Here is a 25,057-nt window from a genome sequence, read left to right on the forward strand (position 1 = left end):
CATACGGTCCACGCGGCCCGGATACGCCTTTCGAGTGAGAAGGAGCGCATCCGGGCCGCGTGCTGTGCGCACACCCGGGCCGGGCTGCCTACCGTGCCGAGTGACCGATCGGCCGCGTCTTCGTTCCCCCGTTCGGGGGACGGGAAAACTGATCTGAACCGAGGTGTACGCCATGGTGGCCCCGCCGGACAACGACGTGATCTGGGCGCGTTCCCTGCACCATTCACACAACGGCTCACCCGGTCTCGGCGGTGTCTCCGTCGGCATCCGCGACGGCGAGATCCTGGCCGTGACCGGGCCGCGCGGCAGCGGGAAGACGACGCTGCTGCGCTGTCTGTCCGGACAGCTGGTACCCCAGCAGGGCGAGGTCTGGTTCAACAGCGTCCCGATCCACACGATGGGCCCGCGCCTGCGCGAACAGCTGCGCCGCGAGCGCTTCGCCTGGATCGCCCCCGACCCGCAGCTCGTACCCGAGCTGACCACCTGGGAGAACGCGGCCCTTCCGCTGCTCCTGCGGGGCGCCTCGCACCGGGCCGCCAAGAAGGCCGCGCTGGAGTGGCTGGAGCGCCTCGACATCGCCGCGTTCGCCAAGAAGCGTCCGCACGCCCTGCTCCAGGCACAGCGCCAGCGGGTCTCCGTCGCCCGCGCGCTGACCGCATCGCCGTCGGTGATCTTCGCCGACGAGCCGACCGCGACACTCCACCGTGCCGAGCGCACCCAGCTCCTGCGCACCCTGACGACCGCGGCCCGCTCGCACGAGATCACGGTCGTCCTCGCCACTCATGACGTGGAGATCGCCGCCCTCGCCGACCGCGCGGTCGCCCTGCTGGACGGCCGCCGCGTCAGCACCGTCGCCCTGCCCGCCGTACCGGATACGGAAGGCCGCCCGGCGTGCTCGCTCTCCGTCTGACCCGTGGTACGCATCCCCTGGTCCTGATGCGGCGCCTGCTCGTCGCCGCCGCATCGGCCGGGACCGGCTTCCTGCTGCTGTGCACCCTGGGGTACGCCTCCGGGCACCCGGCGCAGGCCACAGGATCGGTTCTGCGGCTGCTGTGGTGCCTCGTCCCGCTGGCGGCCACCGTGCAGTTCGCCGTCGCGGTGGCCCGGACGGACCCGGGCCACCGACCCCGCACGGGGCTCTCCGCCATCGGGCTCGGACCGGTCAGGCTGTCGGTGCTCGCGGCCGTCTCCACAGCGGTGTCCACCACCCTCGGCTCGATGGTGGCCCTCCTCTTCTTCCTCCATCTGCGCGGCGATCTCACGGGGCTGCCGTTCGACGGAAACGCGGCCGAACTGCTGGGCGCGGACGCCCCGTTGCCGCTGGCGGCGGCCCTCACCCTGCTCGCCCTCGTACCCGTGGCCTCGGCGCTCGCGAGCGCGCTCGCACTGCGCGCCCGGCCCCTGACCCCCGCCACCGGCACCTCCGAGGCCGCCGAGGAGGCCCGTCCTTCCCTGGCTCCGACGGGTCTGCCGTGGGGGGTCGCCCTGACGGCGGCCGGTCTGGCCGTCGAGGCGTACGCGAGCCAAGGGGCGGCGGGCAGCCCGTTCCCGCTGCCGGGCAGGCTGGACGCCACCCCGGCCGGTGTCCTCGCGGGCTGGACCCTGACGGCGATCGGCCTGGCCATGGCCGGCCCCGGCCTCACCCACCTCTGCGGCCGACTGCTCCAGGCGGTGCGCCCGGGAGCCGTCCGCCTGCTCGCGGGCCGCGTCCTGATGGACGAGTCGCGCCGGATCGGCCGCCCGATCGGGGTCGTCTGCGCGGTGCTGTCCGGGGTGTTCGCGGCCGCCGAGCTGTACGGGACCGGTCCCCGCCCCTTCGGCCCGCTCACCGCGCTCGGCGCGGCGCTCGTCCTGGGCTGTACGACCGCGACGCTGCTGACCTCGGTACTGGAGGCCAGACAGTCCCGCGCCGAGACGGCCGACGCGCTGCTGCGGATGGGCGCCCCGGCCTCGGCGCTGCGCAGCGCCACCGCACTGCGCGCGGGCGCCCTGCTGGCGGTGTTCGCCCCGCTGACCTGGGCGGTGGCGGCGCTGGCCGCACTGCCCCTGACCGCCTGACGGGTCCGCGAGCCGGATCGAGGAGCGCGGGGCATCAGGCGTTCGCGAAGATCACGCGTCGCGAGGATCAGGCCTTCGCCAGGACCGTGGCGAGGCTGTCGAAGAACGCCTCCCAGCCGTCCTCCGCCGCCGCGTACTGCTCGGCCGTGAGGTTGCCGCCGCGCTGCCGGAACGTCATCTCGGTGGTGCGCCCGCGACCGGTGAACGTGGCGGTGACGATCTCCCCCTCCGCCTCTTCGGCGGCGCTGTCGTCCTTCAGCGTGAAAACCAGCCGATCGGGCTCGACCACCTCGCGGTAGACCCCGTGGAAGGGCATCTCGGCGCCCGGCACGACCAGGACCAGGCTCCACTCGCCGCCCGGCCTGACATCCATCGACACCCGGTCCAGCGGTACGTCGGCGTGGCCCCCGTACCAGGCGGCGAAGCGTTCCGGGGTCGTCCACGCCTCGAACACCCGCTCCCGTGGAGCGTCGAAGACGCGGGTGAGGTCGATTCCCTCGCGTACTGACCCGTTCATGGTCCTGGTCCTTTCCTGGGCCTTCGGCCGGGCGGAGCTGACGGTTCCAGGGGAACAGGCCGCGAGGCGGGCCGCCAGCCGGTCAGGCCCCGGTCACGTCCCCGAGCCGCCCCCGGCCGGCGCCAGGACCACCGTCTCGGCCACATCGAAGGTCACGCCGACCGCGGCGCCCTCGTCCGGGGTGTCCCGCAGCGCACACTCGGCCTCCAGCACGGGCCCGCTCTCCGGGTGCAGCAGGACGGAGACGTGGTGCCCCCGGAACGTACGCGCCCCCACCGTGCACCGCAGGCCGTCCTCGGGGGCGCCGATCCGTACCCCGGCCGGCCGCACCAGCAGCTCGCACGCCCCCTGCCATTCCCTCCCGGCCACCGCCAGCTTGCCCCAGACGGTGTCCGCGGCCGTGCCCGTGACCTCGGCGTCCACGACGTTGTCGAAACCGAGGAACCGGGCGACGAAGGCGGAAGCCGGCCGCTGCCACACCTCCAGCGGGGTCCCCGTCTGGGCGATCCGCCCGTCGCGCATCACCACCACCCGGTCCGCGAGCGCGAACGCCTCTCCCTGGTCGTGCGTGACCGCCAGCACCGTGGTGCCCAGGCGGCCGAAGAGCGTACGGAGTTCGACGACAAGGCGTTCGCGCAGGCTCCGGTCCAACTGCCCGAGGGGCTCGTCCAGCATCAGCAGCTTCGGGCTGGGGGCGAGCGCACGGGCCAGGGCCACGCGCTGCTGCTCGCCGCCCGACAGTGCGGCGACGGCCCGCCGCTCGGCGCCCGGCAGCCCGACCAGCTCCAGCAGATCCGCGACTCCGCGTTCCCGCTCCGCCCGCCCGGCAGCGTGCATCCGCAGTCCGAAGGCGACGTTGGCGCCGACATCGCGGTGCGGGAACAGCTGGTGGTCCTGGAACATCAGGCCCAGGCCCCGCCGGTGCACCGGCACCCCCGCCTGGTCGGCGCCGCCCAGCAGCACCCGGCCGCCGTCCATCGGCTGCAGCCCGGCGACCACCCGCAGCAGCGTCGACTTCCCGCTGCCGCTCGGCCCCAGCACACAGACGATCTCGTGGTCGGCGACCTCCAGGTCCACCGCGTCCAGCGCCATCCGCCGCCCGAAGCGGACCGTGGCCGATTCCAGTGTCAGCATCGTCAGAACTCCCCGGATCGGTCGGTGCGGATGCGTTCCAGCAGAAGCAGAGACACCGCGCAGACGAGCATCAGAATCGTGCTGAGCGCCATCGCCTGCCCGTAGTTGAGCTCCCCGGACCGCCCCAGCAGCCGGGCCACCGCCACCGGCAGTGTCGGATTGTCGGGACGCGCGATGAACACCGTCGCCCCGAACTCGCCGAGCGACACGGCGAACGCGAAGCCCGCGGCCACCAGCAGCGCCCGGCGCACGAGCGGCAGATCGACCTCGCGCCAGGCACGCAGGGGCGAGGCCCCGAGGGCCGCCGCCGCCTCCCGGAGCCGCCCGTCCACCGCACGCAGGACCGGCAGCATGGTCCGTACGACGAAAGGGACACCCACCAGCGCCTGCGCGAGCGGCACCAGGATCCAGGAGGTCCGCAGATCGAGCGGCGGCTCGTCCAGCGTGATCAGGAAGCCGAAGCCGACGGTCACCGCGGACACCCCGAGCGGCAGCATCAGCAGTGCGTCGAAGCCGCGGACCAGCCGCCCGGCCCGCCTGGTGAGCGCCGCCGCGGCGAGCCCGCCGACGAAGAGCGCGATGAGCGTCGCGACGAGCGCGTACCGCAGCGAGTTCCACACCGCTTCGAGCGGCGGGACGAGGAAGGTGGAACCGCTCGCGTCGGCGGACTGCAGGGCGCGGTAGAACTCGAACCCGTAGCCGCCCGAACCGTCGAAGGAGCGCTCCACCAGCACACCGAGCGGCAGCAGTATCAGCAGCAGGACCGTCAGCAGCACCCCGCCGAGCAGTGCCCACTGCCCGGCGCCGCGCGGCCTGCGGGCGGTCTGTTCCGGATCGACGAGCTTCAGCGCTGTCTCACGCCGCCGCACGGTCCAGGCGTGCACGGCGAGGATCGCGCCGACCGCGGCGAACTGGACGAGGGTCAGCACGGCGGCCGTCGGCAGATCGAGGAGCTGGGCGGTCTGCCGGTAGATCTCCACTTCGAGCGTGGAGTACGCCGGGCCGCCGAGGATCTGTACGACGCCGAAGGAGGTGAACGTGAAGAGGAAGACCATCAGCGCCGCCGCGGCCACGGCGGGCGCCAGCGCGGGCAGGGTGACCCGCCGCCAGGCCGCGAACCGCCCTGCCCCGAGAACCCTGGCGGCCTCCTCCTGCCGGGGGTCGAGCTGCGACCACAGGCCGCCGACGGTGCGGACGACCACGGCGTAGTTGAAGAAGACATGGGCGAGCAGAATCGCCCACACGGTGGTGTCCAGCCGCACCCCCCACAGCTCGTCGAGGAAGCCGCCGCGGCCGAGGAGAGCCAGGAACGCCGTCCCGACGACCACCGTCGGCAGCACGAACGGCACCGTGACGACGGCCCGCAGCAGTTGCTTGCCGGGGAAGTCGAAGCGGGCGAAGACATAGGCGCCGGGCAGCGCGAGGACCAGGGTGAGCCCGGTGGAGGCGAGGGCCTGCCAGGTGGTGAACCACAGGACGTCGAGGATCTCCGGCCGGCCCAGCACCTCACCGATCCGGCCGAACTGCCAGCGGCCGGCGTCCTTCAGCCCGCGGCCGACGATCGCGGCGACGGGGTAGGCGAAGAACAGCGCGAAGAACGCGACGGGCACGGCCATCAGGCCGAGCCGCACCGCGTTCCCGCGTGCCTGCCCCTTGAGTCCCCGTCCGTCGCGCACGGAGCGGCCGGCTACTTCACCACGATCGCGGACCATGACCGGACCCACTGCTCACGGTTCTCGGCGATCTTCTCCGGGGCCACGGTCGCCGGCTCGTCGATCCGCGCACCGAACTCCGTGAAGAGTTCGGGCAGCTTCGCGTCGCTGACGACCGGGTTCACGAACATGTTCAGCGGCATGTCCTCCTGGAACTTCTGGCCGATCAGGAAGTCCAGCAGGGCCTTGCCGCCCGCCTCGTTCTTCGCCCCGTCCAGCAGCCCCGCGAACTCGATCTGGCGGAAGCAGGTTCCGGTGGCGACACCGGTCGGGGCCTCGGCCGGCTGCGGCTCGGCGTAGAGCACCTCGACGGGCGGGCTGGAGGCGTAGGAGACCACGAGCGGCCGGTCGGCGTTGGCCTTCCTGCCGCCCGCGGAGCCGGAGAACTCGTCGTTGTACGCCTGCTCCCAGCCGTCCACGACCTTGACGCCGTTGTCCTTCAGCTTCTTCCAGTAGTCCTCGTAGCCGTCCTCGCCCTTCGCGGCGACGGTGCCGAGGAGGAATCCCAGACCGGGCGAGGAGGTGGCGGCGTTCTCGGTGACCAGAAGGTTCTTGTACGCGGGCTTCAGCAGGTCGTCGAAGGACTTCGGCGGCGCGAGCTTCTTGTCGGCGAAGTACTTCTTGTCGTAGTTGACGCAGATGTCACCGGTGTCGACGGGCGTGACCCGGTGCTCGTCCGCGTCGAGCTGTACGTCGTCCGCGACCCGGCCGAGCCCCTTCGCCTCGTACGGCGTGAACAGGCCGTTGTCGAGGGCGCGGGAGAGCAGCGTGTTGTCGACACCGAAGAACACGTCACCGCGCGGGGAGCCCTTGGTCAGGATCTCCTGGTTGAGCGCGGCACCGGCGTCGCCGCTCTTCAGCACCTTGACGGTGTAGCCGGTCTCCTTGGTGAACGCCTTCAGGACGTCCTTCGAGGCGTTGAAGGAGTCATGACTGACCAGCGTGACGGTCTTGGAGCCGGAGCCCTTCGTTCCCTCGGACGCCTTGTCGTCGGAACTGCCACAGCCGGCGAGAGCCGTGACACCGAGCGCGGCGGCGACCGCGGTCACGGTGATCTTCCTGGTGGTGCTCATGTGATTCCTCCTGGACGTGACCAGGAAGAGACGCGGCCCTGCCCGCCTCCCGGTTGAATCATCGGAAAGCGGGCAGGGCGCAACAGCTTGAGTATGGTCCGAACTTCCTACCCGGAATGACCCGGGCGAGGTTCAGAGGGTCTGCGGCCGACCTGTCCTTGGTGCCGCACTCTCAGCGCTGTGGCGCTCCCCTGTCGGAATATGAAGTTGGATCTGGCGCCCAGGCTACACCGGGCCCCTTCCACCTCAGCGCTCGGAGGCCGCCAGCTGTCCGCAGGCCCCGTCGATCTCCTGGCCGCGGGTGTCCCGGACCGTCACCGGCACGCCGTGGGCCGCGATGGCGTCGACGAACGCCTTCTCGTCCTCGGGCCGCGAGGCGGTCCACTTGGAGCCCGGCGTCGGGTTCAGCGGGATCAGGTTGACGTGCACCCGCTTGCCCTTGAGCAGCCGGCCGAGCCGGTCGCCCCGCCAGGCCTGGTCGTTGATGTCGCGGATCAGCGCGTACTCGATGGAGATACGGCGGCCCGACTTCGCCTCGTACTCCCAGGCGGCGTCCAGCACCTCCCGTACGTTCCAGCGCGTGTTCACGGGGACGAGTGTGTCCCGCAGCTCGTCGTCGGGGGCGTGCAGCGAGACCGCGAGACGGCACTTGAAGCCCTCGTCGGCGAAGCGCAGCATCGCGGGCACCAGGCCCACGGTGGAGACGGTGATCCCGCGCTGCGAGAGACCCAGCCCGTCGGGCTCGGGATCGGTCAGCCGGCGGATGGCACCGACGACGCGGTTGTAGTTGGCGAGGGGCTCACCCATGCCCATGAAGACGATGTTGGAGAGCCGGGCGGGCCCGCCCGGAACGTCGCCGTCACGCAGCGCCCGCATCCCGTCCACGATCTGGTGCACGATCTCGGCGGTCGACAGATTGCGGTCGAGCCCGGCCTGCCCCGTGGCACAGAACGGGCAGTTCATCCCGCACCCGGCCTGCGAGGAGATGCACATGGTCACCCGCTCCGGGTAGCGCATGAGGACGGACTCGACGAGCGTCCCGTCATGCAGCTTCCACAGGGTCTTGCGGGTGGTGTCGTCGTCGCAGCTGATGTGCCGGACCACGGACATCAGATCAGGGAACAGCGCCTCGGCGAGACCCGCCCGCGACGCGGCCGGAATGTTGCTCCACTCCGACGGGTCGTGCGCGTACCGCGCGAAGTAGTGCTGCGACAGCTGCTTGGCGCGGAACGGCTTCTCGCCGATCGCGGCGACTGCTTCCTTGCGCTCGTCGGGCGTGAGGTCGGCGAGATGCCGCGGCGGCTTCTTGGCTCCGCGGGGCGCGACAAAAGTGAGTTCTCCGGGCTTAGGCATGGTTCACCCAGTGTCGCAGACACACCGTCGTAGTCGAGGTCGTCGTCGGCTCGGAGGGCCGGGCCCGACCGCGACCGGTCGACGCCGGTCGGTGTCCGTCGACGTCAGCGGCCCTGTGACGGCCCACAGGCGGCCCCGGCGGCGGGCACGAGGGTGACCGATCGCACCGGAGAGGAGCAGTACGCAGATCGCCCCACCGAGACCTAGAATCGAATACGTGTCCGAAAACCTCAGCCGCCTGGATCGTCTGCGCATCGTGCGCGAGTGGCAGGCGTACCAGCTCGGCCGAACCGAGCGGACGATCGCCGAACTGGAAGAACACGAGGCCGCGGCCGCCCGCGCCGCGCGCGTCCTGCCGCCCCCGGCGCCCGGCTGGAAGCTGTCCATGCTGCGCGCGGCCGACGGGGCTCATGCCGACGCCGTCCACACGGACGACTGCGGCATGAGCGGAAAGCAGACGCGGCCGATGACCCGCGCGCAGGCCCTGCGCGCCCTCACGGAGGACGGCATCACGGCGTGCCCGTACTGCCGGCCGGACAGAGACCTCGGCGTGCTCTGAGCCGGGGTCCGCCGAAGCCCGGACAGCGGCGCCGCACGATGCCGCGCGTCGCGTGAGACGAGTGAGGGCCCGCCGTCCCGATGGACGGCGGGCCCTCACCACCTGCGAGGAGGAACGGTGTGCCGACGCCGCGCGTCAGCCCGGTCCGACGAAGATCACCAGCAGGAGCCAGACCACCGGAGCGGTCGGCAGCAGAGAGTCCAGCCGGTCCATGATGCCGCCGTGGCCGGGCAGCAGCGTGCCCATGTCCTTGATGCCGAGATCGCGCTTGATCATGGATTCGCCCAGGTCACCGAGGGTGGCACTGGCGGCGACCGCGAGGCCCAGCAGCAGACCCTGCCACCAGGCTCCGCCGTCGATCAGGAACTCCATGCACAGCGCACCGGCGACCATGGCGAACGCCACCGCACCGAGCAGGCCCTCGCGGGTCTTGCCGGGGCTGATGCGGGGCGCGAGCTTGTGCTTGCCGAAGCGCCAGCCGACCGCGTACGCCCCCGTGTCGCTGACCACGGTCAGCAGCAGAAACGTCAGGACACGCTGCGGTCCGTCGTCGGCGGTGAGCAGCATCGCGACGAAGGTGGCCAGGAACGGCACGTAGAAGGCGGCGAACACGCCGGCCGTGACGTCCTTGAGGTAGCCCTCGGGCGGTTCGGTCATCCGCCAGACCAGCACGGCGAGCGCGGTGAGCGCCATGGCGACCCAGGCGCCCTCCGCTCCCCGCACATATCCGGCGATCACCATGGCCGCCCCGCCCACCGCCAGCGGTACGAGGGGCGCCTTGATGCCCTTGCGCTCCTCGAGGCGGGAGGTCAGTTCCCACAGACCGACCACGACGGCGGCGACGATCACGCCGATGAAGGCGGCCTTCACGACGAAGAGCGAGGCGAAGATGACGGCACCGAGCCCGACACCCACCCCTATGGCGGCACGGAGATCACGCCCGGCGCGCTTCTTCGGCGGGGGCTGCGTCGGGGTGGACATGGGCTCCTGCGGCATCTCGTCACGGAACAGGGGACCGCTCGCGCGCGCGGCCTCCCTGTCCCGGTCGTCGCGGTTGTCAGCGTCTCTACCTGCGTCGGGAAGGTCCGGCACTATGGGCATGGGCCGAGTCTGCTGGGCGTCATGCACATCGTATGCAGGACCCGCCGGGGCGGCTCCCATATGGGGCGCGCCCCGGTAACCGGCTCCCTGCCGGGCACCCCAGGAAGAGTCGTTCATCAGACTTCGAGCAGCTCGGCTTCCTTGTGCTTGAGCAGCTCGTCCACCTGAGCGACGTACTTCGCGGTGGTGTCGTCGAGCTCCTTCTCCGCTCGACGCACCTCGTCCTCGCCGGACTCCTTGTCCTTGACGAGCTTGTCGAGCGTCTCCTTCGCCTTGCGGCGGATGGAGCGGATCGAGATCTTGGAGTCCTCGGCCTTGGTCTTGGCGACCTTGATGTACTCCTTGCGACGGTCCTGCGTGAGCTCCGGGAACGTCACACGGATGATGTTGCCGTCGTTGCTCGGGTTGACGCCGAGGTCGGAGTCGCGGATCGCCTGCTCGATGTTGCGCAGTGCGGTCTTGTCGAACGGAGTCACCACGGCCATCCGCGGTTCGGGAACCGAGAACGAGGCCAGCTGGTTGATCGGGGTCAGCGCGCCGTAGTAGTCCGCGACGATCTTGTTGAACATCGCCGGGTGCGCACGGCCGGTGCGGATCGCGGCGAAGTCCTCTTTCGCGACGACAACGGCCTTCTCCATCTTCTCCTCGGCCTCGAGGAGGATTTCTTCGATCACCACGTGCTCCTGCGTGTCTTGAGTGGGCCCGGCATCGTCGGACCCTGCGGATCATCCTGCGTCGCGTCCTCACCTGCACGGTGTCCGACCGGCAGGCTTTGTCCATCCTTGGGGCCGTCAGGCCCTGGTGCTCTCGTCACTCACGAGCGTGCCGATCTTCTCACCCTTGACCGCGCGGGCGATATTGCCCTCGGCGGTCAGCTCGAAGACGAGGATCGGCAGCTGGTTGTCACGGCAGAGCGTGATGGCGGTGGCGTCGGCGACCTTGAGGTCGCGGGCGAGCACCTCGCTGTACTCCAGGGCGTCGAACTTCACCGCGCCGGGGTTGGTCTTCGGGTCGGCGTCGTAGACCCCGTCCACCCCGTTCTTCCCCATCAGCAGGGCCTTGGCGTCGATCTCCAGGGCTCGCTGGGCGGCGGTGGTGTCGGTGGAGAAGTACGGCATGCCCATGCCTGCGCCGAAGATCACGACGCGCCCCTTCTCCAGGTGCCGCACGGCACGCAGCGGGATGTACGGCTCCGCGACCTGGCCCATGGTGATGGCGGTCTGGACGCGCGAGTCGATGCCCTCCTTCTCCAGGAAGTCCTGGAGAGCAAGGCAGTTCATGACCGTGCCGAGCATGCCCATGTAGTCGGACCGGGCCCGGTCCATGCCGCGCTGCTGGAGTTCGGCACCGCGGAAGAAGTTCCCGCCGCCGATCACGACCGCGATCTCCGCGCCGTCCCGTACGACCGCGGCGATTTCGCGGGCGATGGTGTGCACGACATCGGGGTCGACACCGAGGCCCCCGCCGCCGGCGAACGCCTCCCCCGAAAGCTTCAGCATGAAGCGTCCGGAAATCGTGCCCTCGTCGCGCTTGTGGTCGGCCTGTGTGGCGTCCGCGCCCTTGTCCATGGAAATTCTCCTCGTGCACATACGAAGAAGGCCATTGCCGGTGGGTCTGGTGTCCCTCAGCGGCAATGGCCTCCTCGTCAGATCTGCGGTCGTACGGCATGAGTGCGGCCGTCGACTGCACTAGACCCTATCGGGGTCCACCGTTGTTCGCGGACGGACTCAGATGCCGACCTTGATGCGCGAGAAGCGCTTCAGGCTGACACCGGCCTCGTCCAGGACCTTCTGGACGGACTTCTTCGGGTCCTTGGCGAACGCCTGGTCCAGGACGACGACGTCCTTGAAGAAGCCGTTGACGCGACCCTCGACGATCTTCGGAAGGGCGGCCTCGGGCTTGCCCTCCTCGCGAGAGGTGGCCTCGGCGACCCGACGCTCGTTCTCGACCGTCTCGGCCGGGACCTCGTCGCGGGTGAGGTACTTCGGAGCGAAGGCAGTGATGTGCTGCGCGACGTCCTTGGCGACCTCGGCGTCTTCCTTGTCCAGCTCGACGAGCACGCCGACCTGCGGCGGGAGGTCGGGCATGGTGCGGTGCATGTACGCAGCCACGTAACCGCCGGTGAACTGCGCGAAGCGGTCCAGGACGATCTTCTCACCCAGGTTGGCGTTGGCCTCGTCCACGTACGCCTGGACGGTCTTGCCGGGCTCGATCTCGGACGCGAGCAGCGTCGCGATGTCGGCCGGGGAGGTGGCGGCGACGTGCGCGGCCAGCGCGTTGGCGACGGCCTGGAACTTCTCGCCCTTGGCGACGAAGTCCGTCTCGCACTTCAGCTCGAGCAGAACGCCGGAGGTCTTGTCCTCGGAGATGAGGGAGACGACGGCGCCGTTCTCGGCAGAACGGCCTTCGCGCTTGGCGACGCCCTTCTGACCCTTGATACGGAGGGCCTCGACGGCCTTGTCGACGCTGCCGTCGGCCTCGTCGAGGGCCTTCTTGCAGTCCATCATGCCGGCGCCGGTGAGCTCACGGAGCTTCTTGACGTCAGCGGCGGTGTAGTTCGCCATGAGTCTTTATGTCTCTCTCGAAGTCTGAAAGATCTACGGGTGAACGGCGGGGGCGGTGCTTGTGGCACCGGCCCCCGCCGTCTTCAGCCGTAACGGGTGTCAGGCCTGCTCAGCGTCCGCGGCCGGAGCCTCGGCGTCCGCGGCCGGAGCCTCGGCAGCGGGGGTCTCGACCTCGGGGGTCTCGGCAGCAGCCTCGGCGGCGGGGATCTCAGCAGCCTCGGCGTCCGCGACCTTCTCGGTCTCGGCGGAGGTCTGAACCTCGGCGTCGGGCTTCTTGTCGCCCTCGAGCAGGTCGCGCTCCCACTCGGCGAGCGGCTCGCCGGCGGCCTTCGCGCCCGGCTTCGAGTCACCGGTGGCGGCACCGGAACGGGCGATGAGGCCCTCGGCGACGGCGTCGGCGATCACGCGGGTGAGCAGGGTGACGGAGCGGATCGCGTCGTCGTTGCCCGGAATCTTGTAGTCGACCTCGTCGGGGTCGCAGTTGGTGTCGAGGATCGCGACGACCGGGATGTGGAGCTTGCGCGCCTCACCGACGGCGATGTGCTCCTTCTTGGTGTCGACGATCCAGACGGCGCTGGGGACCTTCGACATCTCGCGGATACCGCCGAGAGTCTTCTCCAGCTTGATCTTCTCGCGCGAGAGAACCAGGAGCTCCTTCTTGGTGAGGCCCGACGCGGCCACGTCCTCGAAGTCGATGAGCTCCAGTTCCTTCAGGCGCTGGAGGCGCTTGTAGACGGTGGAGAAGTTGGTCAGCATGCCGCCGAGCCAGCGCTGGTTGACGTAGGGCATGCCCACGCGCGTCGCCTGCTCGGCGATCGCTTCCTGCGCCTGCTTCTTGGTGCCGACGAACATGATGGAGCCGCCGTGAGCGACGGTCTCCTTGACGAACTCGTAGGCGCGGTCGATGTACGACAGCGACTGGAGCAGGTCGATGATGTAGATGCCGTTGCGCTCCGTGAAGATGAAGCGCTTCATCTTCGGGTTCCAACGACGGGTCTGGTGACCGAAGTGGACGCCGCTTTCCAGCAGCTCCCGCATCGTGACGACGGCCATGGCCGTACTCCTTGAGGTACTCGGTTATCGCGACCGCAGGATTGCGATCACGCCTGACGCCCCGACGCGCCGTGCCACAAGGGACCGAGGAGCGCGGCCACCGTCCGCAGAGAGGGTGGTGGCGGGGCGTGCGAAGTCGACCCGGTCACCCGGATCGCCAAAGGAAGTGTACGGGACCCGTCGGGTGCCGGGTGACGGCGATGTCCACAACCGGTCCGTCGTCCACAGATCGGCTCCAAGATCCCCGCGCATCGGCCCGGCCGGGCAGCGTGGCGGTCATGCGCCGCACCCCTGCACCACCCTTGCCCCGCTCCCCGGCCGCCGTCCTGTTCGCCGCGTCCGCGGCCCTGCTCGCGGTACTGGCCGCATGCGCCGGAGCCCACGCCTCCGGGCGGCCCGCACCGGGCGAAGACCGCTCGTGGCCGCTGGCGGACCGGCCCGCGGTGGTCCGCGGCTGGGAGCCGCCCGCCGGGCCGTACGGGCCGGGGCACCGCGGCGTCGACCTCGCAGCGGAACAGGGCATCCAGGTGCTGGCGGCGGCCCCGGGGCGGGTGTCGTTCGCCGGGCCGGTGGCCGGCCGGGGAGTGCTCGCCATCGAGGTGGCCGGGAGCGGTCAGCCACCGCTGCGCACCACGTACGAGCCGGTACGCCCGCTCGTCACCAAGGGCGCGGAGGTCGTCGCGGGTCAGCCCGTGGCGGTTCTGGAGCGGGGACCGTTCCACTGCCCCGGAGCCTGTCTGCACTGGGGGCTGCGGCGCGGCGGAACATATCTGGATCCGCTGACACTGCTGCCGCCCGCGCTGCTGAGGCGCGGCCCGTCCCGGCTGCTGCCGGTGTTCGGCGTACCGGAACCGCCGTCACATCTGCCGGCCGGGGCCGGATCCGCGCCTGCGGCCGGGGTCCGTGAGGCGGGATACGGCGAGCGCGGGCTCCTGGGACATGCCGTCCACGCGGGAATGCTCGCGGTGGCCGCGGCCGTGGCGGCCGTCAGCCCCTCACACCGCGCAGGATCATCGCGACGGCCGTGTCGGCGACCACCCCCGGTTCCTCGGCCGCACCCAGCTCGATACGGCGCACCGCGGCGTCCACCGATCCCTGCAACAGCATCGCGGCGAGCCTCGGCTGGGCATGTCCGAGATCGCTCAGCGCTTCGACGATCATGGCGATCAGCCCGCCGTGCGCGGCCCGGATCTTCTCGCGTGCGCCGGCGTCCAGCTCGCTCGCGGAGATCGCCACGACCGCCCGGTGGCGCCTGTCCCCTACGAGGTCGAGCTGTCGGCGGACGTACGCCTCGATCTTCTCCTCCGGAGTCCCGGCACGCGCCATCGCGTTCTCGACCTCGGCGGCCCAGACGGGGAAGTCGACGGCGCAGAGTTCCTCGACGACGGCGGCGCGGGAGCGGAAGTACTCATAGACGGAGGACCGTGCGAGCCCTGTGCGCTCGGCGAGAGCGGGGAAGGTCAATGCCTCCGTACCACCCTCGGACAGCAAAGAGCGTGCGGCGTCCAGGAGGGCGCCGCGCTGCATGGTCCGGTGCTCGGCCACAGAGGCCGCTCGAATCCTGGGCACGCGTCCACTCTACGGCGGCAGGGGTTCGGGAGACGGTGCGTGCCTCGGTTCGGCTGGCCGAAGCCGGCCCGGCCAGGCGCCGGAGGGACACGGTCCAGGGACCGCTCAACGTCCCGCGTCGGCCAGTTTCGCCCGGAGCTGCAGCACGGACTTGGTGTGGATCTGACTGACCCGGCTCTCGGTGACCCCGAGGACATTGCCGATCTCGGCGAGGGTCAGACCTTCGTAGTAATAGAGGGTGACGACCGTCTTCTCCCGCTCCGGGAGCGTATTGATGGCCCGGGCGAGCAACCGTCTGAGCTCACGGCCCTCGGCGACCTCCACCGGATTGTCGGCAGCGGTGTCCTCCAGCGTGTCCATCAGGCTCAGCCGGTCGCCGCCCTCGCCGCCGACATGCAGGAGCTCTTCCAGCGCCACCACGTTCGCCAGTGACAACTGGCTGAAAACAGCGTGCAGTTCCTCCAGGGCGATGCCCATTTCCGCGGCGACCTCCGCCTCCGAGGGGGTGCGCCGCAGCTGCGCCTCCAGCGTGGCGTAGGCGCGTTCCACGTTGCGCGCCTTCTGCCGCACGGAGCGGGGGATCCAGTCCAGTGCCCTGAGCTCGTCGATCATCGCGCCACGGATCCGGGTGATCGCATACGTCTCGAACTTGATGGCCCGCTCGATGTCGAACTTCTCGATGGCGTCGATGAGTCCGAAGACCCCGGAGGAGACGAAGTCGGCCTGCTCCACGTTGGACGGCAGCCCCACGCTCACACGGCCCGCGACGTACTTCACCAGGGGCGAGTAGTGCAGGATCAGCTGCTCCCGCAGCCTCCCGTCGCCCGTGGACTTGTAGGAACGCCACAACTCGTCGAGGGGGGAGGTGGCAGTTGGACGCACAGTGCCACACGCGGCCGGTGGTACTGCCGCGCGGTCAGACCCGGAGGTGTGCTGGGGCATGTGGTGCCTTGAGCCGTTCTGCTGTGAAGCGCTGGGGAACTTCTGTCTGGTGTGGAATCCTTGTGAGCGTAGCGTGACGAAGGGGTAGCGGTGTGCGCAGGACCGGGGACCCGCACCGGGCGATTCTGCCCCATCACGCGCGCCGCCGGTCATGACCGCGATCCGGGGCAGACGCCGCGTGCGCCGGCCCCGGAGGCATCACCGAGCGAGCCGCCGAGGTCATCGGCTTCACCTTTTCACCCGAATGCTCCAGGTCAAGTACCGCCTCGCCGCACGTCCCCGTCGCATGTCGCCCTCCGCGTCAATCGCCATCCGTCGCCTTCCCGTTCGACGAACCCCAGTGAGTGCAGTTCGTACAGTCGGCCGAGCGCCTCGTCGGCGGTGACACCCGCGGTGCGCGCCACCTCCCGGCCGTCGACGGCGCCCCGGTACGGCAACGCCTCCAGGACCCGTGCGGTCACGGCGTCGAGCAGGTCCCTGGGGAGTACGGGCCCTCTTCTGGCGGGCGCGAGATCGCCGATGTCGCCTACCAGTTCGGCCACTTCGGAGGCGTCGGTCACCAACACCGCCTCCCCGCGCAGCAGTTCATGGACTCCGGCCGACAGGCCACTGGTGGCGGGACCGGGCACCCCTATCGTGAACCGGCCGAGCCGCTGCGCGCTGCGGGCGGTGACCAGCGAACCGCTGCGGTATTCGGCCTCGACCACCACCGTCCCCCTGGTCAGAGCAGCGATCACCCGGTTGCGCATCACGAACCTGCTGCGCGTCGGATGGTCACCCGGCGCCAACTCACTCAGGATCAGGCCCTGTTCGGCCATGCGTCCGATCAACTCGGCGTGACCCCGGGGGTAGGTGACGTCCACCCCGCAGGCGAGCACGGCCATCGTCGCGCCGCCCACGGCGAGGGCACCGCGATGGGCCGCCCCGTCCACACCGAACGCCGCTCCGGAGACCACCACCCAGCCGCGCTCCGCGAGCCCCGAGCCGAGATCGGCGGCCATATGCGCCCCGTACGGTGTGCAGGCCCTGGCGCCCACAACCGCGACGGAGCGCAACGCCCACAGGCGCAGGTCCGAACGCCCCCGCACCCACAGACCGACCGGTCTGGCGTCGCCCAGGTCGTCGAGCTGGGTCGGCCACTCCCGGTCGCCTGGACAGACGAACCGCCCGCCGGCCGCGGCCACTGCCGCCAGATCCCGCTCCGGTTCGGTGGCCGCGGCCCGTAAGCGGTAGCCGCCCAGTCGCACCGCCGTCATCCCCGGCAACTGCTCCGCCGAGCCGTCGGCGGTGCTGAGACGCCGGACCAGTTCGACCGGACCCGTCTCCCGGAGCCAGCGGCCCGTACGCTCGTCGCCCGGTTCGGTGATCCGCGTCAGCGCGACCCGCGCGAGCCGTGCCCGTTCATCGCACGCGGTGTCCTCCCCCTCGTTCCTCAGCCGGCTCACGATGCCCCGGCTTCCATCGGCACCCCTCGGTGGATGCCCGTCCGCAACTCCAGTGCCACCGCGATGTCCGAGGCGTCGGGACGGTCGGCGGCGCGGAGGTCCGCGACGGTCCACGCCACTCTCAGCACGCGGTCCAGCCCCCGGGCCGTCAGGATTCCCCGTTCCATGTCGCGTTCGGCGGCATGCAGCGCGCCGGGGGCCGCGAGGAGACGGGTCCGCAGCTCGTGGCCCGGCACTTCGCTGTTGGTGTTCCAGGGGGTTCCGGCCAGCCGGTCGGCCGCCCGCTCCCTCGCCTCCCGCACCCGGGCGGCCACCTCGGCCGTCGTCTCGCCTCGCCCGCCGCGCCCCATGAGGTCCGCCCGGCTGACGGGTTCCACCTCGACCCGTAGATCGACCCGGTCCAGCAGCGGCCCGGAAAGCCTCGACTGGTAGCGGCGGATCATGGCGGGCGGGCATTCGCAGCCGGCTCCGCTGAGGGTGTGCCGGCCGCAGGGACAGGGATTGGCGGCCAGCACCATCAGGAATCGCGCGGGCAGCCGCACCACCCCCGCCGCGCGGGCGACCACCACGTGTCCGGACTCCAGCGGTTGCCGCAGCGCGTCGAGCGCGCGTCCGGAGAACTCAGGTGCCTCGTCCAGAAAGAGCACACCTCTGTGGGCCAGCGAGACCGCTCCGGGCCTTGGAAGGCCGTTCCCTCCGCCCACCAGGGACTGCATCGTCGCCGAGTGATGTGGAGCGCAGTACGGCGCCCTGGTCACCAGGGGTTCGCCCGGCGGGAGGATTCCCGCCACCGAATGGACCGCCGTCACCTCCAGGGATTCCTGACGGGTCAGGGGCGGCAGGATCGCCGAGAGCCGCTCCGCCAGCATCGTCTTGCCGGCGCCCGGCGGACCCGAGAGGAACAGATGGTGGCCCCCTGCCGCCGCCACCTCCAGAGCCTTGCGCGGCCGGTGCTGACCGGCGACGTCCGCGAGGTCGGGCCGGTGGCCGTCGCTGCCCTGCACCGCGAACGGGGCGAGCCCCGTCCCCACACCCGCCCCCGGCATCATCAGTCCGGCCAGCATGCTGTCGGGGCGGCCCTGGGCAGCCGGCGGTTCCTCGGGGACCGGCTCGTCCGCGAGCACGGCGATCAACTGCCGCAGGCTCCGTACGCCCAGGACCGAGACGCCCGGTACGAGAGCCGCCTCCCCGGCGGTCTGTTCGGGGACGACCACATGCCGGTACCCCGCCTCCGCAGCGGCGAGCACCGCGGGCAGCACCCCGCGCACGGGACGCACCCGGCCGTCCAGGCCCAGTTCGCCGATCATCACCACATCGGCGATGGCCGCCGGGTCGATGCGTTCCGCCGCACCGAGCACGGCACACGCCACGGCGAGATCGAAACCACTGCCACTCTTCGGTACCGATGCCGGGGAGAGGCCCACCGTGAGTTTCTTCTGCGGCCATTCGGCACCGGAGTTGACCACGGCCGCCCTGACCCGGTCCCGGCTCTCCACCAGGCTCTTGTCCGGCAGTCCCACCAGGGTGAACGCCGCCACCCCCGGCTCCAGGTCCGCCTGGACCTCCACCACCACACCCTCGACGCCGACCAGCGCCACCGAACACGCACGGGCGAACCCCATCAGGCCACCCCCCGCACGTGCTCGGCGACGGGCGCTCCGCGCCTGGGCAGGATCACACCGACCAGATCGATCCGGACCCCGCCGGACGGTGGTCCGCCGTGCTGGTCGAGCCAGATCCCGGCGAGCCTTCGCAGTCGCTCGGCCTTGACCGGTGTGACGGCCGCCATCGGATGTTCGAAGGCTCCGGCCCTGCGGGTCTTGACCTCGCAGATCACCAACGCATCGCCCTCACCTGCGACGATGTCGATCTCTCCGGCCCGGCACCGCCAGTTGCGTGCCAGTACCGCCATGCCCGCTTCGGTCAGCAGCCGCGCCGCCAGATCCTCGCCGTACCGCCCGAGTGCCCCCCGTGCGTTCATTCGGCACCACCTCCGGCACCGACTCTGCCGTCTCGGGCCGGAACGGGTGGATCTTGGTGGATAACTCAGTGATTGTGGATAACTCAGCCACCCGGAAGTTCGAGATCGCTCTTGTTGAGCTCCTCGATGTTGACGTCCTTGAAGGTCAGAACACGGACCTGCTTGACGAACCGGGCGGGCCGGTACATGTCCCAGACCCAGGCGTCCGCCATGGACACCTCGAAAAAGACCTCACCCTGGACCGAGTGCACTTGCATCTCGTAATCGTTGGTGAGGTAGAAGCGCCGTTCGGTCTCGATCACATATTTGAACAGACCGACGACATCGCGGTACTCCCGGTAGAGCTTCAGCTCCATCTCGGTCTCGTACTTCTCGAGGTCCTCGGCGCTCATGGCATGTTCCCCTTCAGCCGTGCGTCCCCCTATTGTGCGTCAGCCTCTCCCGCTCCCGGCCGATTAGACGATTTCGGGAGCCAGGACCAGCGGATGACGTGGAGGACCCTCGTCGAGCAGCGTGCGCAGCAGCTCGGCGAGTCTGGTCGGGTACACCGTCTCACGCGCCGCCAGCAGTTCGGTGGAAGTCCACCACCTGGAGCCCGCGATACTGCGCAGCTCCAGGTCGGTGAAGGCCGTCGGGACCGTGACGGTCCGCGCCGTCCGGGCGAGGAAGTACCACTCGTCCTGGTCCCAGCGCCGCCCGTCGAACGGAAACGAGCAGGTCCGCTTCCAGAGAACCGGGCCGAGCTCCACGTCCACGATCCCCGTCTCCTCCGCGAGCTCACGCAGCGCGGCCTCTTCATGGGTCTCCTGGCCCTCCAGGCCGCCACCCGGGGTGAACCACCAGGTCTCCGCCGGGTCCGCCGGCTCGAACCCGTGCAGGAGGAGAACGCGGTCGTCCGGATCGAGGAGTACCACCCGGGCGACCCTGCGCGACTCAGCGGCCACGCGCGGGCTCCGCCGTGCGGGTGCGGCGCGAGGCCCGTGCGACGACGGCGCTGTGGACGGACCCGGCCAGGATCAGCAGGGCACCCACCGCCGCGGCGCCCAGCTGGAGCAGCAGCGGTCCGGCGGCCGAGATCCCGCCGGGCAGTCCCGCGAAGCTCCGCGGCCGCTCGATCAGGCTCTGGGACGGCCAGGCGACGGCGTCCAGTCGGGCGTGCACGGCGCTGAGCGGCACCGATCCCTGTCCGGGGTCGTCCAGGTAGACCCTGGAATCCAGCGAGGTGCTGCGCTCGTCACCTAGGAGGAACACCCGCCCCTTGGGCACCGCTGCCCTGAAGTCCTGCTGCGCGACCGGGGCCCCTGCCCGGCCCTCACCGAAGGACTGCCCCTGCAGATACGGTTCGTCAATGGGTTCGCCGTTAACGGTCAGCCGTCCGTCGGCATCGCAGCAGGCGACCTTGTCGCCGCCGGTCCCGACCACTCGCTTCACCATCGGCTGGTCACCCCACACCGAGTCGGTGAAGACCACCACGTCCCCACGCCTCACGTCGGCGCCGTCGATCCGCTCCGCGAGCACCCGGTCCCCGGCCGCGACCGTCGGGCTCATGGACGCAGTCGGCACCGTGTAGGGCTTGTACACCACGGCTCCCCAGGCGAAGCCGCCGAGGAAGAGCACACAGCCGACGGCCACGGCCAGGCTCGACAACACATTGCCGAGCCGGCCGCGGCCGTCACCCGTTCGTCCTGTTCCGCTCATCCCAGCGCTCCCCCATCGGAGATCGACAATCGCTGATCCGAGTCGGCACCCTACCCGGCGGTACGCCCGCGGGTCAGCCTCCGGCGACGCCACAACACGAGGGGCAACGCTGCGACTGCACCGAGTGCTCCCGGCATCAGCCCCGTTGCCACGTTGATCCCCGGCTGGTCGAATGTGCTCGGGATCGGCAGGGTCGCCCAGCGGTTGATCGGCCACGCGACCACGATGGCCCGGCCGACGACCTCGTCCGTGGAAACCGTGCCCTGGCCAGGAAGTTCTTGGTGATATCGGGAATCGCGCGAATTCTGCCGGTGATCACCCATCACCCAGATGCGCCCCTCGGACACCTTGATCGGCCCGAACGGCTCATCGTTGCAGGGCGTGTCCCCGGCGAAGATGAACGACTTTTCCTCCAGAGCCTTGCCGTTGACGGTCATCGGTCCGTTCTTCTTGCACTCCACCGTGTCGCCGCCCACCGCGATGACCCGTTTGATCAGGTCCTTCTCCTCGGCGGAGGGCATGAGCCCGATGAAGCTGAGGAACTTCTGCGCCACGTTGGGCTCGGGCGTCACTGTGTCCTCGAGCCAGCCGCCCGGGTCGTGGAAGACCACGACCTCGCCGCGCTCCGGCTCCGCGCCGAACCACGGTGTCAGCTTGTCGACCAGCACCCGGTCGCCCCGCTGCAGAGTGTTCTGCATCGAGTCGGACGGGATCGAGAACGCCTGCACCAGGAACGTCTTGATCAGCAGCGCCAGAATCAGCGCGATGCCGATGAGCAGAGGCAGTTCCTTCCAGAAGGAGCGCTGCTTCTTCGGAGCCCTGCCACCGCTGACCGGGGAGTCGCCGTCACTCTCCGTCCGGTCCACCGACGGCTCCCCCCGAGCCCCGGCGCTCGAAGGCCGGTCCTCGGGTCCGTCGTGTCCGGATCGTGCGCCGACCGCCAAATCCCCCACATCCACTCCTCAATCCGTGCCACCGCCCGCACCCCGGTTGGCGCAGGCCCACCACTCCCATAACGAGCGGGAGTTCCGCAGGGATCGGGAGCAGGACCATTCCTTAACGATCCTGGGAGGACACACTATTCGACAGGCCGACGCCCTCCTCGCCCTGAGCTCGCGCTGCCGATCGCCGTACGTGCCGCCGGCTTCACCTCCAGGCCATCGGGCCCGGTGATGTGCCGACGCGAAACGGGGCGATGTCTTCCGGCTGACGACAGCCGAAATTCACCGCCCCGTCTCAGGTCAGCACGCCCCTCATGCTTCAGAGCGACGCGAGGGTCAGGAAACGCCGCACGTCCAGTACCCCCACATTCCCCACTCGCCACTCGAGTACTCGCCCAGGCCGGCCTGGATGCAGACCCCGGTCCCCTCCGCGTACGCCTTGTTCACCGACACCGTGTTGCCCGCCGACTGCGTGTTCCAGATGGTGAAGTCGTACCCACCATCCGACTTGTAAGGAGCGACGTCCACCTTGAGAACCGCCGACCAGCCGTCCGCACAGGAGTCGGTGAGATTGAATATCTCGCCGGCATCCTCGAACCGACCGTGCGAGCCGTTGGCGCAGCTGGACTTGACGCTTTGGCCCCAAGAGGAGACCGACGTCCCTGCCGAAGCCGGCGAACTGGCCAGTCCTACCAGCGCGGCCGAAGCCGCCACCGCCCCAAGTACCCGAATCCGTGTCGTGCGCATACCAATCCCACCCCACTATCGAACATCTTGTGAACGCAAGTAAAAATAAAGGGTACTGATCTTGAGCAGAGCCGCTTCGCGCGCCTGTGTCCCAACCGTTAGCTTCACTCCTGCGGAGGGCGGGGCTCCGGTCGGGCCCCGCTCCACGGCAACGGGTCCACGGGGCCGCACCCCAACGCCGCCGCCACACCAGTGGCGCAGCACTCAGAATCCCGATCACCCGGGTACAACTGGTGATAGCGAGAGCCCATCGAGTCGTGGCGGTGAGCGCCCATCACCCAGAGCCTGCCTTGAGGCACTTCACCTTGAACCGGTCACCCGGATCGCCGACGTCCGGGAAGTCGCCTTCACTCTCCGTCCGGCCCACCAACGCCTCCCCCTGAGCCCCGGCGTTCACCGGCCGGTCCTCGGGTTCGTCGTGTCCGGATCGTGCGCCGACCGTCAGATCCCCCACATCCACTCCTCAATCCGTGCCGCCGCCCGCACCCTGGTCGGTGTAGGCCCACCACTGCCATAACCAGCGCGAGTTCCGCGAAGATCGGGAGCAGGACCGTTCCGTAACGATCCTGGGAGGACAGACTTCTCGACGGGGTGGACGCCTCCGTCGTCCCGGCGCGCGCGTTCGGGACCGAGGCGTAGGTATCCGGTTCTTCCAGCTTGCGCCAATGACCGATCGGCCAGGCGATCACGACGGCGCGTCCTACCACCGCGTCTTCGGAGACCGTGCCGTTGGCCGTCTTGTCCAGGTGGAAGCGCGAATCGGCGGAATTGGAGCGGTGGTCGCCCATCACGAAAATCCGGCCGGCCGGAACCTTTACCTCGAATTCAAGCGTGGAGGGCGGATTGCCCGGATACAGATACGGTTCGTCGAGCGGGACGCCGTTGACGGTGATCCTGCCGTCTTCGTCGCAGCACTTCACTGTGTCGCCGCCGATCGCGATCACGCGCTTGATCAGGTCGTGTTCGTCGTCGGAGGGCAGCAGCCCGACAGCGGTCAGGGCTTGCTTCACCTGCTTGACGACGACGGGCGATTCCTCCTCCTGCACCGTAACCGGCGGGGTCCAGTCGGAGGGGTTGTTGAACACGACGACGTCGCCGCGCTCCGCTTTCGACCCGAACCACGGCGTCAGCTTGTCGACCAGTACCCGGTCGCCGATCTGGATGGTCTGTTCCATCGAACCGGACGGAATCACGAACGCCTGCACGAGAAAGGTCTTGAGCACCAGCGCGATCAGCAGCGCCACGAGGATGAGGAGGGGTATCTCCTTCGCCGCCGACCTGCGCCTGCGCCGCTTGACCTTGCGGGCCAGCTTGCGGCGCTCCGCCCTGGTCGGCAGGGAGCGGCGTGAGGTCGGCCTGGTCCCGGTCGGCAGCGGGATCTCCTCCTCGGACGCACCGCGCGGGCGCCCGCGGTTACCCATGGGCTCCGCCCGGTACCCCTACGCCGTCGAATGCGCCGGTTCCGGGCACGGAGCCCAGCCGGCCCAATGGCCAGCCGAGCCAGTCGACCCGCCCGATCACCATGTCCACGGGGACCATCCCGCCACCGGGCCGGCCCAGAAGCTCCCGGGAGTCGCGGGAGTTGCTCCGGTGGTCGCCCATCATCCACAGGGAGCCCTGGGGGACGACGACGTCGAACGCCACCGAGGACGGTTCGTCGCCCCGGTAGAGATACGGCTCGTCCACTGACCGGCCGTTCACCTGGAGTCTCCCCCGCTGGTCGCAGCAGACCACGCGGTCGCCGCCCACGCCCACCACCCGCTTCACGAAGTCGGTCTCGGCGGGTTCGGCCAGACCCAGGGACGACGCCGCACCGCGCAGCAGCGCGGCGAGGGGGTCGCCCCCGGACGTCTCCTGCACGAAGGAGCCCGTGCCGTCGAAGACCACGACGTCGCCGCGCTGCGGAGCGGGGCCGAAACGGTACGCCAGTTTGTTGACGAGCACCCGGTCCCCGACCCGCAGCGTCGGCTCCATCGAGCCGCTGGGTATGAGGAAGGGCTGCACCACGAAGTTGCTGAACAGGAGCAGCACCACCGTGAGGGCGGCCCCCAGCGAGACGGCCCGTCTCCAGGACATCGCGGTGGACATCCGGCCCTGGATACGCGAGAAGCGCGACCCCTCCTCCGGCCCTTCTGCGGGTCCGAAGGAGCGATCGCGCTCTGTGTGCTGTGTGTCCGTGTCCATCGGAGCCGAAGCTTATCCGGCCGTACCGAGGACCTTGGAGTCAGCTCAGCGGTCGCGCTTCTCCTTGATCTTCGCGGCCTTGCCGCGCAGCTCACGGAGGAAGTAGAGCTTGGCGCGACGGACGTCACCGCGGGTGATGAGCTCGATCTTCTCGAAGATCGGGCTGTGCACCGGGAAGGTGCGCTCGACGCCGACACTGAAGGAGACCTTGCGGACCGTGAAGGTCTCGCTGACGCCCGCGCCCTGGCGGCGGATGACGACGCCCTTGAACTGCTGGATACGGGAGCGGTTGCCCTCGATCACGCGCACGTGGACGTTGATGGTGTCACCGGCGCGGAACGCCGGGACGTCGGTACGCAGCGAGGCGGCGTTGACGCCATCGAGCAGATGAGTCATGTGTTTCTGCTTTCTTCGCCGATGCCACAG

26 protein-coding genes and 2 pseudogenes are annotated in these 25,057 nt (G+C 69.9%); 4 read left to right on the plus strand and 24 right to left on the minus strand.

Annotation, left to right across the window (positions count from 1 at the left end):
• The first annotated feature begins 172 nt into the window (after positions 1-172).
• Both F0344_RS08620 and F0344_RS08625 read left to right on the plus strand, forming a co-directional pair.
• Positions 173-910 (plus strand): ABC transporter ATP-binding protein, encoded by a 738-nt coding sequence (locus tag F0344_RS08620; RefSeq protein WP_185298224.1) that lies wholly within the window; start codon positions 173-175, stop codon positions 908-910.
• Positions 892-2,058, plus strand: coding sequence for a hypothetical protein (locus F0344_RS08625; protein WP_185298225.1), 1,167 nt, complete (start codon positions 892-894; stop codon positions 2,056-2,058). The genes F0344_RS08620 and F0344_RS08625 overlap by 19 nt, the downstream gene beginning before the upstream one ends.
• Before the next feature lie 67 nt (positions 2,059-2,125).
• Here the strand turns inward: F0344_RS08625 and F0344_RS08630 are convergent, their stop codons facing one another.
• From F0344_RS08630 to rlmN, 5 genes are all read right to left on the minus strand, one after another.
• Positions 2,126-2,575 carry an SRPBCC family protein gene (locus F0344_RS08630; RefSeq protein ID WP_185298226.1) on the minus strand — a complete coding sequence of 150 codons (450 nt, stop codon included), beginning with the start codon at positions 2,573-2,575 and terminating at the stop codon, positions 2,126-2,128.
• Between the two features lie 93 nt (positions 2,576-2,668).
• Entirely contained in the window at positions 2,669-3,709 is a 1,041-nt protein-coding gene (locus F0344_RS08635) for an ABC transporter ATP-binding protein (protein ID WP_185298227.1), read from the minus strand.
• A 2-nt stretch (positions 3,710-3,711) separates the two neighbouring features.
• Positions 3,712-5,325, minus strand: coding sequence for an ABC transporter permease (locus F0344_RS08640; RefSeq protein WP_185302579.1), 1,614 nt, complete (start codon positions 5,323-5,325; stop codon positions 3,712-3,714).
• 71 nt (positions 5,326-5,396) lie between these two features.
• Complete coding sequence (locus tag F0344_RS08645; RefSeq protein ID WP_185298228.1) at positions 5,397-6,494, minus strand: thiamine ABC transporter substrate-binding protein; 1,098 nt, start codon at positions 6,492-6,494, stop codon at positions 5,397-5,399.
• Between the two features lie 246 nt (positions 6,495-6,740).
• Positions 6,741-7,847: a 23S rRNA (adenine(2503)-C(2))-methyltransferase RlmN gene (rlmN, locus tag F0344_RS08650; RefSeq protein ID WP_185298229.1), complete on the minus strand. Its 1,107-nt coding sequence runs from the start codon at positions 7,845-7,847 to the stop codon at positions 6,741-6,743.
• Positions 7,848-8,064: 217 nt separating this feature from the next.
• Here rlmN and F0344_RS08655 point away from each other — a divergent pair, with 217 nt between their 5' ends.
• Positions 8,065-8,406 carry a DUF6233 domain-containing protein gene (locus F0344_RS08655; protein WP_185298230.1) on the plus strand — a complete coding sequence of 114 codons (342 nt, stop codon included), beginning with the start codon at positions 8,065-8,067 and terminating at the stop codon, positions 8,404-8,406.
• A 135-nt stretch (positions 8,407-8,541) separates the two neighbouring features.
• On the opposite strand, the gene F0344_RS08660 is transcribed toward F0344_RS08655, so the two are convergent.
• The 5 genes from F0344_RS08660 to rpsB form a co-directional block, all read right to left on the minus strand.
• Entirely contained in the window at positions 8,542-9,624 is a 1,083-nt protein-coding gene (locus tag F0344_RS08660) for a phosphatidate cytidylyltransferase (protein ID WP_185298231.1), read from the minus strand.
• Positions 9,624-10,181, minus strand: coding sequence for a ribosome recycling factor (gene frr, locus F0344_RS08665; RefSeq protein WP_073726823.1), 558 nt, complete (start codon positions 10,179-10,181; stop codon positions 9,624-9,626). The genes F0344_RS08660 and frr overlap by 1 nt, the downstream gene beginning before the upstream one ends.
• 117 nt (positions 10,182-10,298) lie before the next feature.
• A complete protein-coding gene (gene pyrH / locus F0344_RS08670) occupies positions 10,299-11,075 on the minus strand; it encodes a UMP kinase (protein ID WP_185298232.1) in 777 nt (258 codons plus the stop codon).
• Positions 11,076-11,234: 159 nt separating this feature from the next.
• Complete coding sequence (tsf, locus tag F0344_RS08675) at positions 11,235-12,071, minus strand: translation elongation factor Ts (protein WP_185298233.1); 837 nt, start codon at positions 12,069-12,071, stop codon at positions 11,235-11,237.
• A gap of 99 nt (positions 12,072-12,170) precedes the next feature.
• Positions 12,171-13,124 (minus strand): 30S ribosomal protein S2, encoded by a 954-nt coding sequence (gene rpsB, locus F0344_RS08680; RefSeq protein WP_185298234.1) that lies wholly within the window; start codon positions 13,122-13,124, stop codon positions 12,171-12,173.
• 200 nt (positions 13,125-13,324) lie between these two features.
• Between rpsB and F0344_RS08685 the strand changes: the two are divergent.
• Positions 13,325-13,978, plus strand: a pseudogene (locus F0344_RS08685) (peptidoglycan DD-metalloendopeptidase family protein); the annotation flags it as partial.
• A gap of 133 nt (positions 13,979-14,111) precedes the next feature.
• Here the strand turns inward: F0344_RS08685 and F0344_RS08690 are convergent.
• The 14 genes and pseudogenes from F0344_RS08690 to rplS form a co-directional block, all read right to left on the minus strand.
• Entirely contained in the window at positions 14,112-14,669 is a 558-nt protein-coding gene (locus F0344_RS08690; protein ID WP_185302580.1) for a TetR/AcrR family transcriptional regulator, read from the minus strand.
• A 129-nt stretch (positions 14,670-14,798) separates the two neighbouring features.
• Positions 14,799-15,635 (minus strand): RNA polymerase sigma factor WhiG, encoded by an 837-nt coding sequence (gene whiG, locus F0344_RS08695; RefSeq protein WP_185298235.1) that lies wholly within the window; start codon positions 15,633-15,635, stop codon positions 14,799-14,801.
• Between the two features lie 254 nt (positions 15,636-15,889).
• Positions 15,890-17,002 carry a DNA-processing protein DprA gene (gene dprA / locus F0344_RS08700; RefSeq protein ID WP_185302581.1) on the minus strand — a complete coding sequence of 371 codons (1,113 nt, stop codon included), beginning with the start codon at positions 17,000-17,002 and terminating at the stop codon, positions 15,890-15,892.
• A gap of 74 nt (positions 17,003-17,076) precedes the next feature.
• Positions 17,077-18,702, minus strand: a complete 1,626-nt coding sequence (locus F0344_RS08705; RefSeq protein ID WP_185298236.1) for a YifB family Mg chelatase-like AAA ATPase — start codon at positions 18,700-18,702, stop codon at positions 17,077-17,079.
• The gene (locus tag F0344_RS08710) at positions 18,702-19,061 is read right to left on the minus strand and encodes a YraN family protein (protein WP_185298237.1); all 360 of its coding nucleotides are present in this window, start codon (positions 19,059-19,061) and stop codon (positions 18,702-18,704) included. The genes F0344_RS08705 and F0344_RS08710 overlap by 1 nt, the downstream gene beginning before the upstream one ends.
• 83 nt (positions 19,062-19,144) lie before the next feature.
• A complete protein-coding gene (locus F0344_RS08715) occupies positions 19,145-19,453 on the minus strand; it encodes a DUF2469 domain-containing protein (RefSeq protein WP_003965949.1) in 309 nt (102 codons plus the stop codon).
• A 63-nt stretch (positions 19,454-19,516) separates the two neighbouring features.
• A complete protein-coding gene (locus F0344_RS08720; protein WP_185298238.1) occupies positions 19,517-20,005 on the minus strand; it encodes an NUDIX hydrolase in 489 nt (162 codons plus the stop codon).
• Positions 19,995-20,759, minus strand: a complete 765-nt coding sequence (lepB, locus tag F0344_RS08725; protein WP_185298239.1) for a signal peptidase I — start codon at positions 20,757-20,759, stop codon at positions 19,995-19,997. The genes F0344_RS08720 and lepB (F0344_RS08725) overlap by 11 nt, the downstream gene beginning before the upstream one ends.
• 50 nt (positions 20,760-20,809) lie before the next feature.
• Positions 20,810-21,703, minus strand: coding sequence for a signal peptidase I (gene lepB, locus F0344_RS08730; RefSeq protein ID WP_185302582.1), 894 nt, complete (start codon positions 21,701-21,703; stop codon positions 20,810-20,812).
• Positions 21,606-21,845: pseudogene (locus F0344_RS35590) on the minus strand (signal peptidase I); the annotation flags it as partial. The pseudogene F0344_RS35590 and the gene lepB (F0344_RS08730), both read right to left, overlap by 98 nt.
• A gap of 191 nt (positions 21,846-22,036) precedes the next feature.
• Positions 22,037-22,447 (minus strand): hypothetical protein, encoded by a 411-nt coding sequence (locus tag F0344_RS08735; RefSeq protein ID WP_185298240.1) that lies wholly within the window; start codon positions 22,445-22,447, stop codon positions 22,037-22,039.
• A 347-nt stretch (positions 22,448-22,794) separates the two neighbouring features.
• Entirely contained in the window at positions 22,795-23,868 is a 1,074-nt protein-coding gene (lepB, locus tag F0344_RS08740; protein WP_185298241.1) for a signal peptidase I, read from the minus strand.
• Entirely contained in the window at positions 23,861-24,631 is a 771-nt protein-coding gene (lepB, locus tag F0344_RS08745) for a signal peptidase I (RefSeq protein WP_185298242.1), read from the minus strand. The genes lepB (F0344_RS08740) and lepB (F0344_RS08745) overlap by 8 nt, the downstream gene beginning before the upstream one ends.
• Before the next feature lie 45 nt (positions 24,632-24,676).
• Entirely contained in the window at positions 24,677-25,027 is a 351-nt protein-coding gene (gene rplS, locus F0344_RS08750) for a 50S ribosomal protein L19 (protein WP_185298243.1), read from the minus strand.
• Positions 25,028-25,057 lie beyond the last annotated feature (30 nt).

Source organism: Streptomyces finlayi (assembly GCF_014216315.1).
Classification (GTDB): Bacteria; Actinomycetota; Actinomycetes; order Streptomycetales; family Streptomycetaceae; genus Streptomyces; species Streptomyces finlayi_A.

Bases quoted from the DNA above. Each gene is read 5' to 3' on its own strand.
- F0344_RS08715 (WP_003965949.1), bottom strand. From the start codon at position 19,453: ATGAGCGCCGAGGACCTCGAGAAGTACGAGACCGAGATGGAGCTGAAG.
- F0344_RS08635 (WP_185298227.1), bottom strand. From the start codon at position 3,709: ATGCTGACACTGGAATCGGCCACGGTCCGCTTCGGGCGGCGGATGGCG.
- pyrH (WP_185298232.1), bottom strand. From the start codon at position 11,075: ATGGACAAGGGCGCGGACGCCACACAGGCCGACCACAAGCGCGACGAG.
- F0344_RS08660 (WP_185298231.1), bottom strand. From the start codon at position 9,624: ATGAACGACTCTTCCTGGGGTGCCCGGCAGGGAGCCGGTTACCGGGGC.
- F0344_RS08645 (WP_185298228.1), bottom strand. From the start codon at position 6,494: ATGAGCACCACCAGGAAGATCACCGTGACCGCGGTCGCCGCCGCGCTC.
- lepB (WP_185298239.1), bottom strand. From the start codon at position 20,759: ATGAGCGGAACAGGACGAACGGGTGACGGCCGCGGCCGGCTCGGCAAT.
- F0344_RS08620 (WP_185298224.1), top strand. From the start codon at position 173: ATGGTGGCCCCGCCGGACAACGACGTGATCTGGGCGCGTTCCCTGCAC.
- F0344_RS08705 (WP_185298236.1), bottom strand. From the start codon at position 18,702: ATGGGGTTCGCCCGTGCGTGTTCGGTGGCGCTGGTCGGCGTCGAGGGT.
- whiG (WP_185298235.1), bottom strand. From the start codon at position 15,635: ATGCCCCAGCACACCTCCGGGTCTGACCGCGCGGCAGTACCACCGGCC.
- rplS (WP_185298243.1), bottom strand. From the start codon at position 25,027: ATGACTCATCTGCTCGATGGCGTCAACGCCGCCTCGCTGCGTACCGAC.
- rlmN (WP_185298229.1), bottom strand. From the start codon at position 7,847: ATGCCTAAGCCCGGAGAACTCACTTTTGTCGCGCCCCGCGGAGCCAAG.
- tsf (WP_185298233.1), bottom strand. From the start codon at position 12,071: ATGGCGAACTACACCGCCGCTGACGTCAAGAAGCTCCGTGAGCTCACC.
- F0344_RS08640 (WP_185302579.1), bottom strand. From the start codon at position 5,325: ATGGCCGTGCCCGTCGCGTTCTTCGCGCTGTTCTTCGCCTACCCCGTC.
- rpsB (WP_185298234.1), bottom strand. From the start codon at position 13,124: ATGGCCGTCGTCACGATGCGGGAGCTGCTGGAAAGCGGCGTCCACTTC.
- F0344_RS08710 (WP_185298237.1), bottom strand. From the start codon at position 19,061: ATGAACGCACGGGGGGCACTCGGGCGGTACGGCGAGGATCTGGCGGCG.
- F0344_RS08735 (WP_185298240.1), bottom strand. From the start codon at position 22,447: ATGCGCACGACACGGATTCGGGTACTTGGGGCGGTGGCGGCTTCGGCC.
- F0344_RS08630 (WP_185298226.1), bottom strand. From the start codon at position 2,575: ATGAACGGGTCAGTACGCGAGGGAATCGACCTCACCCGCGTCTTCGAC.
- lepB (WP_185298241.1), bottom strand. From the start codon at position 23,868: ATGGGTAACCGCGGGCGCCCGCGCGGTGCGTCCGAGGAGGAGATCCCG.
- lepB (WP_185298242.1), bottom strand. From the start codon at position 24,631: ATGGACACGGACACACAGCACACAGAGCGCGATCGCTCCTTCGGACCC.